Origin of the sequence: Rhodohalobacter barkolensis, from assembly GCF_002834295.1 — a bacterium.
Taxonomy (GTDB): Bacteria; Bacteroidota; Rhodothermia; order Balneolales; family Balneolaceae; genus Rhodohalobacter; species Rhodohalobacter barkolensis.
On the sequence record NZ_PISP01000002.1, the window covers coordinates 38,934 to 55,974 of the forward strand.

The following is a 17,041-nucleotide window of genomic DNA, read 5'->3' on the forward strand; positions in this document are numbered from 1 at the left end:
ATAGTTATCGGGATAAAATGTCAGTACTATTTTTTTTAACCCCTCAACGGTAAACGAATTGTTATTTATAGGCTTGTAAAATTGATATATAAGATTATAGTGTTCTCTCTTCATTGTATTTTGATTGTGATTAATTAAAAGTTTCTTGTTTAAATGGTACGGCTTGAGCTGATCCGTATAGACTTATATTCAATTGGCATATGATAGAAAAGATTTCTAATTGCATTGATTCAGGTACTATAATTGAATCGTAACGTGTAGCCAATGGTATTGATGGATACTTTGTATAAATCATTGATAGCAATGATAATATATACTGAGACTCCCATTGAGTATACAAGTAATAGATATATGATTTATCTTTTTCTACTTGATGTAACCTGTCGCCAAATACGAGTTTGAATCTCTTTGCTGTATTCAATGATTTGAGTGTAACTATCCATTCAGGATATTTTGAGTCAATCACTTGATGCAATTGATTTACAATAGTTCCTTTCCAATGATGGGTATAGTGTGAACGGTAAGCCAATGTCATAAACGCTTCTTTAACCGTATTTCTCAAGAATTTTTTGAATAGGGTATCATTTAGATGATCTTTTGGATGATAGATACACTTACGAATATGGGCTAATTCCCTATACTTGTAATCGTGTTCATCTTCATCAATGAGATTGGCTAATGATTTATCTAAGGTTGATTCGATTTCATCATTTGAAAATTTCTTAAAAATAAGATCCTGTAAATGTTCATAGATGTTACCGTTCTCTAAATGGTTGAATAGGGTATAATTGGTTGGCAGATCATCTCTCTGTTTGAGTTGTAGAAGCGTATATGTAGCCATTGAAGACCGTATATCATAGAAAGATACATTTTCACCTGTATTTGTTTTGAAGTGTCTAAGGTGTGATTTTTTGATGTGGCAATGATCCGTAATAATACGGTTATCAATTAAACGTTTCTTGTAAATCCTTGTATCACAGTTTTTTACGTTATTGTAAGCAGTGAAATTCTCTCGTTTTTTAATCTCTTTTTCAGGTAAATCAAGGGTAATTTTCTTGGATGAGTTAAACAGAGATTGTAATGCAGGATTATCATTTAGATCCGAATAGGTATAAAAATCCTTAAGCATGTGATAGGTCTTACTATGTGGTTTCAGGTTCACAGTAATTGATTCAAAACCGTTTACAGTAGCATCTAATTCTATATTGGGATTCATTTTGTATTTTTTACACGTGCCGTAAATGTCAGGCTCATTAATCCCTCTTGACCGTGCTAACTCTTCTGCCATCTCTTGAGGTATATAGCTATGTACCCATTTATTTTGACTGTAAGACCATTTGCGAACGGGATGTATTATTTCATATTCATCTAATACGTCTAACACCGTTGAATACCATTCCCTCGAAAATAGCTTAATCAATCTATTTGATGATTGTTCAACCTGTGAATAGGTTTTTAATGAATTATTCTCTGAATCTATCTCATAAAAATCATTGAGGAAAAAGGAAAGTTTTATTCTAAATCTCTCTTTGAACTTTGAGAAGTAATAAGGGGAAAGCTGTTTATTTTTCTTCTCAAGAAATGAGTGATATATATCATCATTATCTAATAATGAACTGGGTTATTTGGTGTTTTAAACGTGAAAGTTTCCATCTGTAATTTTGGTGTCTATCTGATTCTATATCAAATCATATATTTGTTATTATTCATTGTTGTATTTCTTGGTGTTAATACTCTGATCAATATTTGAGAGTGGATAACAGGGTAGATCATTATTCCACCCTGTTTCACTTTCACTTTCACCAAAGCATCTATAAATAACTATTGTACTACTCTCTTTTTTAAATAAAATCCTTTGATTCTATAAACCATTGGAATGGTTAAACTTACAAGTTTATAGATCTATATAAGAGTTAAAAGTCTTTTAATATTTGAGAGTGGATAACTATTATTACTTTTTCTCTTTGTATATAATCCCTTTTACATTAATAAAGAGTATGTTAAATCCATATTGTTACAAGCAATCTTTATTATTTATGTATATATATTAAAATAAAATTAATACATAATAAGTGTATAATAAATATTATAAGAGAGGAGAGAACATAAGACACCGTATATTGTTTTCATTAGTGCTGTAACTCATTGATATAAATATAATTACAGCGATTAAAAACCCAATCTAAATGATAATATGAGTTATAAGTAGTTATCAATTGATTGTGTTATCTTCTCTTAGTGATTCCATGTAGTTATTGACATCTGACTCTTTGAATCGTACTAACTTAGTGCCAATTCTAAGTACAGGTGGAAAATTATTATTTCTTTTCCTTTCCCGATCAACCGTTTGAACACTAACGTTTAGTAATTCCGCTAATTCATTCCGTGTAACTAATCCATTCATTTTACATACGCTTCCATTTCTTAATACATTCAATTGTGTATTAAAAGAGCATATCAAATCCGTATTGTTACAAGCTATATTTATTACTTGAGTGTAATAAAAACAGATATTTATGGAATATTATTTATTATATAAAAAGTAATTCATGATACTTGAGAATGGAACTACTTGTCTAATCTAATCTCATTTAAAAATGATTCATACTCTTTTAAAGCTTCTATCTTTTCTGAATGATAATCATAGCGATTATATATTGAACGGATTGCAGAGTGTTCATTGGCAGAAGCATTATTTAACAGATGATCAATAATATGTGGCTGTATACCCTTTTCACTAAGATGTGTATTGAGAGTCCGTCTTAAATCGTGAAAATTGAAATTATCAATACCTGTTTTCTCTCTGATCAGTTTTTTCATCGGCTTGAATGTTGTCGGATATGTATGATAATGGCTCTTCCAATTGGAATGAAAGACATATTTAGATTTTTTATTCTTGGATCTTGGAATAATGATATCATTCATAATAGTATCGCAGAGATACACCGTATCACCATTTCCATTTTTTGTATTTTCAGGCGGTATAGTCCATATCTGATTATCAAGATCTAATTGATCCCATGTCATTTTGAGCGTTTCTTTTTTCCGTTTGGCTGTATAAAAAAGAACCTGTACTAAATCTTTAAATGGTTGAGTTGTTAAATCTACGTGTTTGAAGATGCTTTTTATCTCTTCTTTACTATAAAAAACTTCCCTTGGTTTTGGTTTTGGGAGACCTACCATTGCATTTATAACAGGATTGTGTAACTCGTCTGCTAAAGATCTACCATGAATGAAAAGTGATGAAAGCATTTGCTTTAATTTTCGGATATGTGATACAGAATACTCTTGTTTTTGGTAATCCTGTAAAAAGTAGGTGATATCTTTTGTTCTAATTTGATCCATTTTTTGAGATCCGAATACAGGTAATATATGTTTTTCAATCGTGGATGTATTGGTAGTATATGATGCCTCACGTAGATTGGGTTTCATTGTGTAATCCCTGTAATTCTCATACACTTCTTTTAGAGTTGGTACAGATGAAACAGATTCCTTATTCAAATCATCAGGATATACACCTTTTTGAATGTTGAGATAGTATTCCGTGGCTATCTCTCTTGCTTCCGCCAATGATAGAGCAGGGTAATCACCTATATTTTTTCGTTTCGATTTACCTTTTGAATCTCTGTATCTGAAACAGAAGACTTTTTTAGTTTTGGACACTCTTAAACTTAAACCTTGGGTTGTGTCTGTGTATTCTTTCTGTTTTTCCGTGAATGGGTAGCTTTCAATTGCCCTGTGAGTAAGCTTAATAGATGCCATATTTGAGAGTCATTTAATTGATGCGTGAATCCAATATAAAAAATTTGAGACAATTAGGACACATATAGGACACAAATTAGGACACTTGGAAAGAATAAGATAGAGAAAGGAAAAACGAGACGTTCAGAGATAAGTTAATGTATTACAGTGCCTTAGGCTGTATTATGTGGTGTCTTAAGATGGGATAGGGTAGGGTGTGATAATATCTACCCTTTTATTTCTGTGATTAATTGAATTTCCTGCAGCACGCCGTTTACTTTCAGGCACTCCTCAAAACTTCCTTCAAAAACGGTGGCTTTACCTTCATTATGAACCTGAAGAGTATACTTTTCGGCCTGATGAACGGTGCACCCCAAAGCCTTGATGAGCTGATTGATCACTTCATCAAATGTGTGAATATCATCATCATAAAGAATGACTCGCCATGGAGTATCTACAGACTCTTCCTCTTCAGTTTTTTCGAGCACGTCCGCACCGGGTGTCTCAGCCGGTTTTTCACCGGAGTTGAGAATAGTTCGTATGTGCGAAGGCTGGGTCATGTGAGGTTTAATTATTTTCGATCTGGATGGTATAATCTTCCATTACCTCATTAGCCAGTAACTGGGTACACGCGGTGTCGGCAATTTTCCGTGCCTCATCTTCTGTTTCGGCTTCAATGTCCAATTCAATCAGCTTGCCGATTCGAACTTCTTTCACGTCATTAAGTCCCAGGTTTTGCAGAGCGTGGTGTGTAGCTTTTCCTTTTGGATCAAGGATAGACTTGCGAAGGGTGACATTAACTTTTGCTTTGTACATAGGTGGTTTTTGGCGGTTTTTGGAAAAAGTATAAGTTAACCTTTCTGCGACTCAGCTGCTACCCGTTGTTGTATATACTCAACGCACTCCTTTTCGCTTTTTGTATGCCTGTCAATAACATCTGCAAACGTCCATTTTCGGATCCAGGTGATCTGTCTTTTGGCGTATCTTCGGGTAGCTGTTTTAATATCTTCAACCATCTGTTCGTGCGATATCTCACCGTTCAAAAACTGAATGGCCTGTTTGTATCCCACCGTTTGAAGGGCTTGAAGATCGGGGCTGTAACCTGCATTCAAAATGGATTGGGTCTCTTCTACGATGCCCTGCTCAATCATCTGATCTGTTCGCTTTTCAATTCGTTGATGAAGGACTTTTCTTGGGTGATGAAGAGCAAAAAAAGCATAGCGATCCGGCAGAGTCAGTTCTTCATTTGAATGAAAGCTGCTGAACGGTTTTCCGGTCTGCATCCAAACGTCCAGGGCGCGAATAATTCTCTGTCGGTTCATCCCATCCATTTTTTTGATGTACTCGGGATCAACTTCACTCAGTTTTTGGTAGAGAGCTTCGAGTCCCTCATTTTCTGCTTGTTGATTAAGCCGGGCAATGTTCTCATCGTTTGAGGATGGAAGATCATCAAGCGGCTGGATTAGTGACTTTAAGTGCAGGGAGCTTCCGCCGCAAAAGATCACAGTTTTACCGCGTTTCTCAATATCGTCGGCCATTTTGAGCGCACGCATTCGGAAGTCTGCTACGGAATCCGGCTCATTTAAATCAAGTATGGATACATTGTGGTGAGGTACCAGATTCAGCTGATTTGAAGTGGGTTTTGCGGTACCGATATCAATTTTTTTGTAGCACTGACGGGAATCGACAGAGATGATTTCTCCATCAATTTTGAGAGCAAGTGCAACGGCCAGTGAACTTTTACCGGAAGCTGTTGGACCGGCAATAATAATTCGTTTTTTCATAATGCCTTAAGATACCGGATATCAAGGAACTCTACAGATAGAAATCATCTAGCAGAGGTCATCTAAATAAATGAAATTGTCTGCTAAAGGCGTTACTTTACAGTTGCAGGACGAGGCAGGATTTATTAGTATAGATCTTTTGAACTGACCTGCATTTATTGCAAAAAAGAGACTTATCAGTCATTTAAAATAGATTGACATCAGATTATGAAATTTAATGTATCCAGCAGTGATTTAAATCAGGGACTTGCAGCTGTATTTGGTGCTGTTCCAAGCAAAGCAACTCTCCCAATTTTAGAAACCGTTCTGTTTGAATCTGAAGAGGGGCGGTTAAAACTGACGGCAACCGATCTGGAAATTTCCATCATTGAATATATTGATGCAGAAATCGAGGAAGAAGGAGCTGTTGCCATTCCTGCAAAACGTCTGCTCGAGACGCTGCGTCAGCTGCCTGATATTTCTGTCTTTTTTGACGTGGACCCTTCCCACAATGTTAAGTTCAAGACAGATAAGGGGAATTACAAGCTGATGGGTGAGGAAGCCGATGAGTTTCCCGAGATACCGAATATGAATGAGGGAATGACGCTCACAACTGAAACGGAATTGGTTCAGGACGCTATCGGAAAAACCATGTTTGCCGTTTCAACAGACGACTTGCGTCCGGCTATGATGGGTGTCTATTTTGACATCAGTGAAACAGAAAGCAAATTTGTAGCTACCGACGGTCACCGATTGGTCCGGTTTGTGAACAGGAATTTGAAATCAGAAAAACCGGTCTCCTTTATCGTCCCGGATAAGGCGTTAAACCTTATTTCGAAAGCTTTGGATGGTGCAGATTGCGACTTAACGGTATCTGATGATCACGCTCAATTTAAGAGTGGAAATACAATTATTATCACACGTCTCATCAACGAGCAGTATCCAAACTATGAGTCCGTTATTCCGCGCGATAACGACAAAGAACTTACCGTAGACAAAAACCAGATGCTCTCTACCGTTAAACGGGTGTCTGTATTTTCGAGCTCAACCACGAGGCAGATTCGATTACAGCTCAGTCCGGATAAACTGACAATCCGTGCCGAGGATATCGATATGAGCAGTGAGGCTAAAGAAACCATTGCCTGTGATTACAGTTTTGATGACATGGAGATTGGTTTCAACGCAAAATATTTGGCTGATGTGCTGTCTAATGTGGATGGTGAAGAAGCTAAGTTTGAGTTCTCAACACCAAACCGTGCGGGTATTGTAAAACCTGTTGAGGAGAGTGAAGGTGAAGAGATGCTGATGCTCGTTATGCCTGTGATGCTAAACAATTATGCATAGGCAAATATGTCGAACATTGTTACACTTACAACAGACTTTGGCCTGCAGGATCACTACGTAAGTGTAATGAAAGCGGTGATGCTGGGGATCAATCCCGATCTTCGCTTTGTTGATATCTCCCACCAAATTCCACCTCAGGATATCATGGCGGGAGCATGGGTGGTTCGAAATGCCTCTCTGGAGTTTCCCCCTAAAACAGTTCATCTTGTAGTAGTTGATCCAGGAGTGGGCACCGAGCGCGATGCCGTTGCGGTAAAGATTAAAGATCAGTTGTATGTTGGTCCTGATAACGGAATTTTTTCTCTGATTGGCGATGAATTTGAATACGAAGCTTATCGCTTAACAAACCAGACTTTCTGGAAAAAGGAACCCTCAAACACCTTTCACGGCAGGGATATTTTTGCACCGGTAGCGGCTCACCTTGCAAGTGGTGCAAACCTCAGTGAACTTGGAGATCCGGTTGAGGAACTGGTTACCTACCGCTGGGCAGTTCCGATTTCAGATAAGGATGGCATCCAGGGTTGGGTGATGCATATCGACAGGTATGGTAATCTGATTACCAATATTTCGTCTTCACTGATTGACGAAGCGATTGGATCATCCAAGTTTCGGATTTATACCGGAAATACTATTCTGGACGAGATCGTACCAACGTTTAATTCTGTAGCCGATGGCGAGCCTGCCGCATATATTGGCAGCTCTGATACTCTTGAAATTGCGATCAATAAAGGCAATGCTCAGCAGATGCTCGGTGTGCAGAAAGGAGCTCAGGTATCTATAATCATACAGAAGTAGCAATTTTTGCTATTGGAGTTGGATTGTAACTCTGCTGAGATCTGTTCGTAGAATTAATGTCAGGAAGTTATAGTTCATCAATGAAAAAGCTCCATTCAATATGAAATTACAGGTTCGCTCTCCAAAACACGATCGTGAAGTGATTGAGATTCCGATTAAGGCTGCTGAGTTGTCATCACTGTTTAATGGCACGATTGCCTCTCCAAAAGGTGATGAATACCCGATAAAGAATAATATTATTGATCTACTGCCGGAAGAAAAAAGCTACTCGATGGCACAGAGCACAAATCACTGGAAACTGACGGCCTCTGTATATGAGGATTTGTGGAGAAAAAGATCACTATCACTGCTCACCGGTGATGAATTTCCAATAGAAAAAGAACAGGAACTGCTGGCGGATTGGATTAATCCAAAACCCGGAAAATGGTATCTGGATGTTGGTTGTTCTACGGCTCTTTATGCCAGAACTCTTAAAAAGCGTGAGCCGAAAAGTCACCATGTTGCTGTAGACTTTTCAAAAGTGATGCTTGAAGAGGCGAGATTGAAAGCAGAAGCAGAACAGATGGATCTCTTTCTGATCAGAGCTGACGGGCGGGATCTCCCATTTTTTGCCGGTACATTTGATGGACTGAGTATGGGCGGAACGTTGAATGAATTGACTGACGAATTGAAAGTGCTGTACGAATGCCGGAGAGTTTTAAAGAGCGACGGTGTTTTTTTTATGATGCATCTTGTTAAAGCTGCTTCCTGGTACTGGAGGTTATTTCAAGACTCGGCAGAATGGGGCGGGCTGCAGTTTTGGTCGGTAGAAGAGAGTAACGAACTCTTCAGAAGAGCCGGTTTTAAAGTAGAAGAACAGTTTACAAAAGGAATCGTCTGCTTTTCGAAACTGAGACCGATCTGATTACAGCTTCCTGAAGGGAAGCAACATGATTAGCCCCGGGTGCAACCCGGGGAATTAAGGATACATAAATCTTCAACCCTGAAAAGGTTGAATTAAGAAATTTAGCATCTGAAAGATTGAACCCTTTTCAGGGTTCTGAATTGCTTTGAATCTTTCTACCCGACTTGCAGTCGGGGCTAATCGTATTGATCCGCCGGTTGGCGGATCTGGATTGAGACAACTCTCCAATAAAAACAACTACATTTGCTTCTGAAGCTTGGAGTAAACCTGATCTTACAAGAATCTTGTACCCTACACGATCATACATCTAATACTATAATCAAAGATCAAATTTGCATTTATCTGTTTTCCAGGTCGACTAGTCTTTGAACTCCGAAGCGTGATGGTCCCTCCTCTATTCGAACCTTTTTTTATCAATCCGCCTAAGGCGGATGAATGTAATTAGCCCCGATTGAAAAATCGGGGTCATCATACACATCCATTGAGGGAACCCCATATGGGGTTCAATTCTGGTAAGATAGGGAGGAGTTCACAACTCTTCTGAAGGAGCATGAAATAGATTTTAACGAAAAGTATTTGGTACAGTCCGAGTACTATTGAATCCCTTCAGAGTTATGTATTCTTCTTACCCCTCCAACCCGACTTCCAGTTGGGCCTAATTGTATTGATCCGCCGATTGACGGATCTTCACTGAACAACCATCAGTTTCGGGTTGCTCTAATGTATATCGGTCTACCAGCGTACCCCAGCTAAAAGCTATTATTGAAGTCAAACCTTCACAAAGTATTCTTTTCAATTCAACAAGCCTTTTTATTCGAATGAAATTCCAATGCAGATAGATCATTCTCCATTTATTCTCCCAAAACCACATACGAATCGGTTTTAATACAATCCCTATCCGCCTTAGGCGGATGAATGTAATTAGACCCGATTGAAAATCGGGGTGTCATGCACATCCCTTGAGAGAACCCCGAATGGGGTTCAATTCTGTAAGGAATACAGAATTTGAGTTCCATTTCAGTGTAGACTCAATTGTTTAAAATCAAAAATTACTGTTATGGGAACCTATCGCCAAATCCACTATCACATCGTCTTTAGCACAAAAAACAGAGTGCCTTATTTAGATAAACCGCACCGCGAGTTGCTCTACAAATACATTTGGGGCATTCTCAAAAAGAATAGGTGTTATCTTTACCGCATTAACGGAACTGAAAACCATATTCATATCCTGATACACCTGCACCCTTCGGTTTCGCTGGCGAATCTGATTAAGGATATTAAACTGGCCAGCAGTGATTTTATCAAAAGGAAGAATTTGTTTCCCAAATTCAAAGGTTGGTAAAAAGGATATGGTGTATTTACTCATCACGTGCGGGATAAACCTCGACTGATCGAGTACATTAAAAATCAGGAAGATCACCACAAAACGATGAGCTGGAAGCAGGAGTTCAAATCTCTTTTGAAGGAGCACGAAATAGATTTTAACGAGAAGTATTTGGTTTAGCCTGAGTAGAATTGAACCCTTTCAGGGTTCTGGTGCCTTGTTCGTTCTTCACCCACGGGTTGCGCAGACATTGTCTGCTGCGCCCGTGGCAATTCGTATTCAAGTACTGAAGCCGATCTGATTGCTTTGATTAGACCTGTCAGGTTTTGGAAACCTGACAGGTCTTGAATTACATCCGATCCGGAGCGGTAATTCCCAGAATGGAGAGTCCGTTTGCCAATACTTGAGCGGTCGCTTTTGCCAACTCGGTTCGGGCCTGCATCAGGTCTTCATCCTCTCCTAAAATTCTACAGTCGTGATAGAATGTGGTGAAACCCGAAGCCAGTTCATTCAGGTATGTAATGACCCGGTGAGGTTCACGGTGCTTCGTGGCGAGTTCAACGGCCTCAGGGAATCCCAGCATCTTTTTGATGAGAGCAACTTCTGCTTCATGCTTGAGAAGTGAAAGGTCAACATCATCAGATAAGTTTGTAGTTTCATTTACTTTTCGAAGAATGGATTGAATCCGTGCATGTGCGTACTGCAGATAGAAAACAGGATTTTTCTCACCGGCTTCTTTGGCCTGAGCCACGTCAAATTCCAGGTGTGTGTTCGGGGAGCGCATCAAAAAGAAAAATCGGGTTACGTCCTCTCCCACTTCATCCATGAGTTCATCAAGCGTGACGAAATTTGCTTTACGCGTACTCATTTTGAAAGGTTTGCCATCTTTTACCAATGTGACAAACTGATACACCAACACGTCAACTTTTGATTTATCATAGCCCAAAACGCTGATGCCGTTCATTACATCGGGGTACGTATCGATGTGGTCGGCACCAAAAACATCAATACAGAGGTCAAAACCGCGGTCTAGTTTATTGGCGTGGTAGGCAATATCGGGCAGGCGATAGGTCGGCTCTCCAGTGCTTTTTATCAATACCGTGTCTTTATCTTTTCCGAACTCCGTGGTCTTAAACCAAACGGCACCGTCTTTGTCGTAAGCCACATTCTTTTTACGGAAAGTCTGAACGGTTTCGTCGATGGAGCCATCTTCGTACAGTGTATTTTCGTTGAAGAAGGAGTCCATTACAATGTTCATCCGCTCCAGGGTTTTTCGAATTTCATCGAAAATGGCGGATTCTGCTTCCTGCTTAAATTTAGATTCGTCGTCCTGATCTAAAAGAGCATCACCGTGCTGATCAACTAGTTTTTGTGCAATCTCCTTAATGTACTCACCCTCATAACCGCCCTCGGGCAGTTCGGCATCTTTTCCTAAAATCTGCAGGTATCGCACCTGAACACTCTGTCCCAACACACGCATTTGCCGCCCCGCGTTGTTGAAGTAATACTCGCGCTGAACGTCAGCACCTGTCCATTCAAAAAGACGGGCAACCGTATCACCTAAAACAGCATTTCGCCCGTGACCAACGGTAAGCGGCCCTGTTGGGTTGGCGCTAACAAACTCGACCAGTATTTTTTTACCGCTGTGTTGATCAGACTTCCCGTAGTTCTCTGAAGCTTTCAGAATTTCAGACAGCTCATCATAAAGATAATGGGTAGCAAATCTGAAGTTGATAAAGCCGGGCCCCGCAATTTCTGTTGAGCTGACTTTACCCGGGTCCGTTTCCATTTCTTTAACCAGCTGTTCAGCAATTTTCCGGGGATTGTTTCGAAGTGGTTTGGCAAGCTGCATCGCCACATTGGTTGCGGCGTCACCGTGCGAAGGATCGCGTGGTGTTTCTATCACAATTTCGGGAATCTGATCTTCATTCAGCCCCATATTTAGCAGTGCATTTCGAATGGCGTCTTGCAGATATTGATCCATCAGTGTATTTGTTCCTTCAACAGCCTGTGCGGCTTCATTAGTTGATCCGTTACCGAGATATTTGAAAATTATCGGTGCGATTTGTTCAGATCCAAAGATATGATTTTTTAAAGCTCATTTCTTGAAGAAACCGGAATTAAAAAAGAGTGGCCTGGTCGTTTCCGCGTTTATCGTCTTTAGAGAGTGAAGGATCCTGGTGATAGGCGTGAAGCATCTCCGGCATGAAGCGTTTGCCGTAAATTCTGCGGGCAATACCTTGGAGTGCCTGTTCACCCCGTGGTGCTATTCGTAAAAAACCGTGTTCATCTTCTTGAATAAACCCAAACTGTTTGATGTCGTTTACAATGAGGTAAGCCAATTTTGGGAGTATACCGATATTTTTTTCAACGTACTCCCGGTGAGGAGGTTCTTCAGAAACGACGATAAGACCAAGTAGATTGAGTTCCGATTCCGTTAAGGGGTATCCCTCAGAGCCTTTCGTTAAAAGTTCGTCCCAGGCGGTTTGGCTGTAGTAGAGGCCGAACCACCATTTTGCCTCCTTTAATAATTTTTTTGTAATGGCACATGCTAAATACTTGCCGGGAGCAGCCCGCCGGGGTTCACCTCTGTCTCGGTACATGCTAACCATGGTGGCCAGGTCCAGCTCCTGAAGGTTTGGCGGATAAGAAAAAATGAAGTCAGATATCTTCTGCATAGTGAGTTTATTTTTGGTGCGCCTAACTCATTGAAATTGTACCCTTTTTTTGATAGAAATGGAAGCCACAAAAAGTTAAGCAAAAAAATGTAAACTAGAATTGTCTGTTAGGGTGATTGTTTGTAGTGTGAAAAAGATGATTGTATAAACAATAACTAAATTCAGTATATGAATAAGATTAACGGAATAGTTTTTTGGGTTGTTTCATCCATTTTGTTGTTGAGCTTTAATATTGCCTTGCAAGCCCAACAGTCTCCTGACTTCAACGATAGGTACCTCACCCCGCCGGAAGAAATTTCTGAAGAAATTCTTGCACCAAATCATTTGAATGTGTCATTTGATGAGTTTAGTCCCGATGGGAATTACGTCATCAACAGAAAGCGATCGGGTATAAGCCCGCTTTCTAAGTTTGCCAAACCGTACTACAACATTGCTGGTTTGCAGATCGATAAAAACGCCAATCGAGTTCGGTCGCTGACAACCCAGCGCGCCACAACCGGCCTAGAACTGGTGGATGTGAGATCGGGAGATAAACGAGAGCTGCAAACTCCGGACAATATAACCATTAGTAATGTGGAGTGGGCACCGGATGCTTCTAAGATTGCGTGGCTTGGTCATACAGAGGATGCCACACATATTTATGTAACGGATTTAAATTCCGGAAATTCGAGCCGGGTTACACGAAGACCGCTTTTAGCAACGATGCACAACTCCATTCAGTGGGCGTCCGACAGCCGGTCTCTATTCACAGTACTGATCCCTGAACAGCGCGGAAGTGAGCCGGTTCGTCCGGATACGCCTGCAGAACTGATTGTTCGCTCTACTACAGAAGGGAAAAACAGCCTGAGAACGTATCAGTCACTCCTCGAAGACAGGTTTGAAGGTGAACTGCTTGAGTACTATATCACGGGGCAGCTTGCTAAAATTGATACTCAAAACAGAAGGGTAACTAATATCGGTTCGCCCGCGATGATTCGAAATGTCGATGCAGCTCCATCCGGAAATCATGTAATTGTACAGACCGTTCAGAAACCGTTCTCCTACATCGTTCCGGTAAGCCGTTTTGGCTGGACCGAAGAAGTTTGGAATCTGGATGGGGAGTCACTCGTTACTTTACGTTCAAGCGAAGCCAATGAGGGCGATTCGGATGAAGAGTACATGGAAGATAACGGCCGCAGAAATATTCAGTGGCGACCGGATGGAGATGGCCTCAGCCTGCTAGTGAAGCCCGAAGAGGAGGATGAAGAAGAGGGAGATGAGAACCCTGAAGAGGAGGAAGAGGAATCGGATGAGACAAAAATTGCGGATCGCGTCATTCAGTGGCTGCCACCGTTCGGTGAGAACGATCAGAATGTGATTTTTGAGTCTGAACGTGAAATGCAGTCTGTTGCATATTCGGATGATGGTGAAATACTGTTCATTACCCAGCGAAGAAATGGAAATGAAGAACTGTTTGCTGTTTATTCCGACAACACAGAGGAGACGTATCAAATCTATCGATACGATACGGACGACTTTTACGACAATCCCGGAAATCTTTCTTATCAAACATCACCCAACGGTAAATGGGCCGTTCGTCTGAATGATGAACAGTCGCACGTTTTCCTTACGGGAACGGAATACTTTGAGGATGTTGAGGAAGAGGCTCCCCGGCCATTTATTGACCGTGTGGAGATCGAATCGGGTGACAGTGAGCGAATTTTTCAAAGTGCGGCTGACTATTATGAATCTGTGGAGTCGATTCTGACATCAAATTCAGATGAGATTATCATCGAGCGTGAATCTTCTGATGAGTTCCCAAATTATTGGTACGTAGATGTAAACTCAGGTTCACGCACTCAACTCACTGAAAATACTGATTACAATGAGGCTCTTGCCCAGGCACCAAGAGATCGGTTTAAAGTGACTCGTGCAGACGGGATTGAATTTTGGATGGAAATTGTGATGCCCCCGGAATGGGACGGTGAGCCGCTGCCGGGATTTATCTGGCACTACCCTCGTGAGTATGATGATCAGGAAGATTATAACGAGAGTTTACGCCGGCACAACAAGAACAGCTACCCGAGAATCGGAGCCCGTACGGCCGATATCATGGCAAAGGCGGGTTATGCGGTTCTGAAGCCCGACTGGCCGATAATGGGTGAGAGCGGCACGTCGAATGACAACTTTGTATGGAGTATCGTCCAAAACAGCACTGCCGTGATTGACAGCTCCGAAGCTAAAGGATATGTGGATCGTCACCGAATGGCGATTGGCGGTCACAGCTACGGAGCATTCGGTGCATCCAATGCGATGATTCACACCTCGTTCTTTAAAGCGGGAATTGCAGGTTCCGGTAACTACAACCGAACGCTTACACCGCTTGGTTTTCAGCGTGAGCGGAGTGATCTGTGGAGAGGAATGGATCGGTATATGCAGATGTCTCCGATTTTCTGGGCCGACCGTTTGGACGGTGCGCTACTGATGTATCATGGCGAGGAGGATCAGAATGTCGGAACCTGGCCAACGAACTCACGCAGAATGTTTCATGCACTGAACGGACTCGGCAAAACAGCTGCACTTTACAGGTATCCGCACGAAGCTCACGGACCTGCAGCCGAAGAGACACTGCTCGATATGTGGACTCGCTGGGTCGACTGGCTGGATGTTCATGTAAAGTAAGTAAACTGATATTTACAAAAGCCTGGCATTTCCGTCAGGCTTTTTTAGTTTGCTCCATAGATATAATTAAGCTCAATTATCATAATCTTTCCATAGATATAGTTTTGATATGAAACAGTTCACTCTTCTTGTATTTCTAATCAGTTGGTTTACTCAACCAATTGGCGTTAAAACTCAATCAACACCCCATAACTATGACATCCTTATCAAGAATGGAAAAGTGCTGGATGGTACAGGAAATCCCTGGTACTATGCAGACATAGGAATTAATGACGATCGGATTGTTTGGGTTGGTAAATCGGATAACGTTACGGCTGATGAAGTGATTGACGCCACCGGTCTATACGTTTCACCGGGTTTTATTGATGTCCACTCACATGCGGGATCCGGACTGGCATCGGAGTCATTGAGTCATGGCAGGCCTTTGCTTGCGCAGGGTATTACCACGGTGATGGTAAATCCGGATGGTGGCGGAAGTACAGATATCGCCGGACAAAGAAGTTCACTTGAAGAGCATGGGCTGGGGGTGAATGTTGCTCAATTTGTCCCGCATGGATCTGTTCGTCGTCGCGTGATGGGTGAAGAAGATCGTGCTCCAACACCGGATGAACTCGAAGAGATGAAATCGATTGTGGGAGAGGGAATGCAAAACGGAGCCTTCGGACTCTCAAGTGGTCTTTTTTATACTCCCGGCGCCTATGCCGAAACCGAAGAGGTGATTGAACTGGCGAAAGTAGCCTCAAGATATAATGGGGTGTACAGCAGCCATATCCGCGATGAATCGGATTACAATGTTGGCCTGATCTACTCTGTGGATGAAGTGATTCAGGTTGCTGAAGAAGCCGAACTTCCCGGAATTGTTTCTCACATTAAAGCTTTGGGAACGGGAGTTTGGGGATATTCGGCAGCGGTTGTGAGCCGGGTTGAGCGTGCGCGCGATCGTGGTGTTGAAGTCTTTGCCGATCAATATCCATATCCGGCATCTTCAACAAATCTGACGGCTGTTCTGATTCCCGCCTGGGCACGTGAAGGCGGAAGAACCGAGATGCTCCAGCGACTGGATGACCCGGAATTGATCGACGAGATTAAAGTTGAAATGGAGGCAAACCTGGTCAGGCGAGGAGGTGCGGAGAGCATTCAGATTGCTGACTATTCTGCAGACCGTTCACTTGAAGGTCTTCGCTTGAATGTAATAGCTGATCAGATGGACACCAATGCAATTGATGCGGCTCTGAACATGATAAAAGAACAGAATCCAAAAATTGTCTCATTTAATATGCATGAAGATGATGTTGCCCGATTTATGAAGCAGCCATGGATGATGACAAGTTCTGACGGCGGGTTGGTTGAAATGGGCGATGGAGTTGTTCACCCAAGGAATTACGGTTCATTTCCCCGAAAAATATCAATGTATGTAAAAGAGAAGCGAGCCATTGATCTGGAGTACGCAGTCCGAAGTATGACCAGCTTGTCGGCATCAGTATTTAACCTCCACGACAGAGGTGTTATTCGATCCGGACAGGTTGCGGATATAGCAATTTTTGATCTGGAGCAAATTCAGGATAAAGCAACGTTTGACGATCCTCATCAACTCTCGGAAGGTGTTGAGTATGTGTTGATTGGCGGAAAGTTTGCCATGAAAGCCGGCGAATACCAGCAGGAGCTCGTAGGAAAAGTTCTCTTTAATAAATTTGATTAAAAAAATCCCCCTTCGAAGGGGGTATGGGGGATGATATAAACCAAATTAATGTTTTAATCTAAATTTTTTTAACTCAGTTCGTACATAGCAGGTCATCCCCCTTGGCCCGCCATTTGGCGGACTCTTCCCCCT

At 41.5% G+C, this 17,041-nt stretch carries 14 protein-coding genes and 1 pseudogene; 6 read left to right on the plus strand and 9 right to left on the minus strand.

What is annotated here, in order from left to right; translation table 11 throughout:
* Positions 1–130 precede the first annotated feature (130 nt).
* The 6 genes from CWD77_RS07845 to miaA all read right to left on the minus strand — a co-directional run bounded on the left by CWD77_RS07845 (position 131) and on the right by miaA (position 5,525).
* Entirely contained in the window at positions 131–1,420 is a 1,290-nt protein-coding gene (locus tag CWD77_RS07845; protein ID WP_101073018.1) for a hypothetical protein, read from the minus strand.
* Positions 1,421–2,212: 792 nt separating this feature from the next.
* Positions 2,213–2,404, minus strand: coding sequence for a helix-turn-helix transcriptional regulator (locus CWD77_RS15785; protein ID WP_101073019.1), 192 nt, complete (start codon positions 2,402–2,404; stop codon positions 2,213–2,215).
* Positions 2,405–2,568: 164 nt separating this feature from the next.
* A complete protein-coding gene (locus tag CWD77_RS07855) occupies positions 2,569–3,762 on the minus strand; it encodes a tyrosine-type recombinase/integrase (RefSeq protein ID WP_101073020.1) in 1,194 nt (397 codons plus the stop codon).
* A gap of 206 nt (positions 3,763–3,968) precedes the next feature.
* On the minus strand, positions 3,969–4,301 hold the full coding sequence (locus CWD77_RS07860; protein ID WP_101073021.1) for an ATP-dependent Clp protease adaptor ClpS: 333 nt from the start codon (positions 4,299–4,301) through the stop codon (positions 3,969–3,971).
* A 7-nt stretch (positions 4,302–4,308) separates the two neighbouring features.
* Positions 4,309–4,557 carry a phosphoribosylformylglycinamidine synthase subunit PurS gene (purS, locus tag CWD77_RS07865; RefSeq protein ID WP_101073022.1) on the minus strand — a complete coding sequence of 83 codons (249 nt, stop codon included), beginning with the start codon at positions 4,555–4,557 and terminating at the stop codon, positions 4,309–4,311.
* A 35-nt stretch (positions 4,558–4,592) separates the two neighbouring features.
* On the minus strand, positions 4,593–5,525 hold the full coding sequence (miaA, locus tag CWD77_RS07870; protein ID WP_101073023.1) for a tRNA (adenosine(37)-N6)-dimethylallyltransferase MiaA: 933 nt from the start codon (positions 5,523–5,525) through the stop codon (positions 4,593–4,595).
* A gap of 207 nt (positions 5,526–5,732) precedes the next feature.
* Between miaA and dnaN the strand changes: the two genes are divergently transcribed.
* The 3 genes from dnaN to CWD77_RS07885 all read left to right on the plus strand — a co-directional run bounded on the left by dnaN (position 5,733) and on the right by CWD77_RS07885 (position 8,547).
* Positions 5,733–6,848 carry a DNA polymerase III subunit beta gene (gene dnaN / locus CWD77_RS07875; protein ID WP_101073024.1) on the plus strand — a complete coding sequence of 372 codons (1,116 nt, stop codon included), beginning with the start codon at positions 5,733–5,735 and terminating at the stop codon, positions 6,846–6,848.
* A 6-nt stretch (positions 6,849–6,854) separates the two neighbouring features.
* Positions 6,855–7,643, plus strand: coding sequence for an SAM hydrolase/SAM-dependent halogenase family protein (locus CWD77_RS07880; protein ID WP_101073025.1), 789 nt, complete (start codon positions 6,855–6,857; stop codon positions 7,641–7,643).
* 100 nt (positions 7,644–7,743) lie between these two features.
* Positions 7,744–8,547 (plus strand): class I SAM-dependent methyltransferase, encoded by an 804-nt coding sequence (locus tag CWD77_RS07885; RefSeq protein WP_101073026.1) that lies wholly within the window; start codon positions 7,744–7,746, stop codon positions 8,545–8,547.
* Between the two features lie 655 nt (positions 8,548–9,202).
* Here the strand turns inward: CWD77_RS07885 and CWD77_RS07890 are convergent.
* Positions 9,203–9,418: a hypothetical protein gene (locus tag CWD77_RS07890; protein ID WP_101073027.1), complete on the minus strand. Its 216-nt coding sequence runs from the start codon at positions 9,416–9,418 to the stop codon at positions 9,203–9,205.
* 186 nt (positions 9,419–9,604) lie between these two features.
* Here CWD77_RS07890 and tnpA point away from each other — a divergent pair.
* Positions 9,605–10,051 (plus strand): annotated as a pseudogene (gene tnpA / locus CWD77_RS15790) (IS200/IS605 family transposase).
* Positions 10,052–10,220: 169 nt separating this feature from the next.
* Here tnpA and argS read toward each other — a convergent pair.
* Together argS and CWD77_RS07905 are read right to left on the minus strand one after the other, a co-directional pair.
* Positions 10,221–11,855 (minus strand): arginine--tRNA ligase, encoded by a 1,635-nt coding sequence (gene argS / locus CWD77_RS07900; RefSeq protein WP_101073028.1) that lies wholly within the window; start codon positions 11,853–11,855, stop codon positions 10,221–10,223.
* 136 nt (positions 11,856–11,991) lie between these two features.
* Positions 11,992–12,549: a hypothetical protein gene (locus CWD77_RS07905; protein ID WP_101073029.1), complete on the minus strand. Its 558-nt coding sequence runs from the start codon at positions 12,547–12,549 to the stop codon at positions 11,992–11,994.
* Between the two features lie 168 nt (positions 12,550–12,717).
* Here CWD77_RS07905 and CWD77_RS07910 point away from each other — a divergent pair, with 168 nt between their 5' ends.
* Positions 12,718–15,210 (plus strand): S9 family peptidase, encoded by a 2,493-nt coding sequence (locus CWD77_RS07910; protein ID WP_101073030.1) that lies wholly within the window; start codon positions 12,718–12,720, stop codon positions 15,208–15,210.
* Positions 15,211–15,319: 109 nt separating this feature from the next.
* On the plus strand, positions 15,320–16,909 hold the full coding sequence (locus CWD77_RS07915; RefSeq protein WP_101073031.1) for an N-acyl-D-amino-acid deacylase family protein: 1,590 nt from the start codon (positions 15,320–15,322) through the stop codon (positions 16,907–16,909).
* Positions 16,910–17,041: the final 132 nt, after the last annotated feature.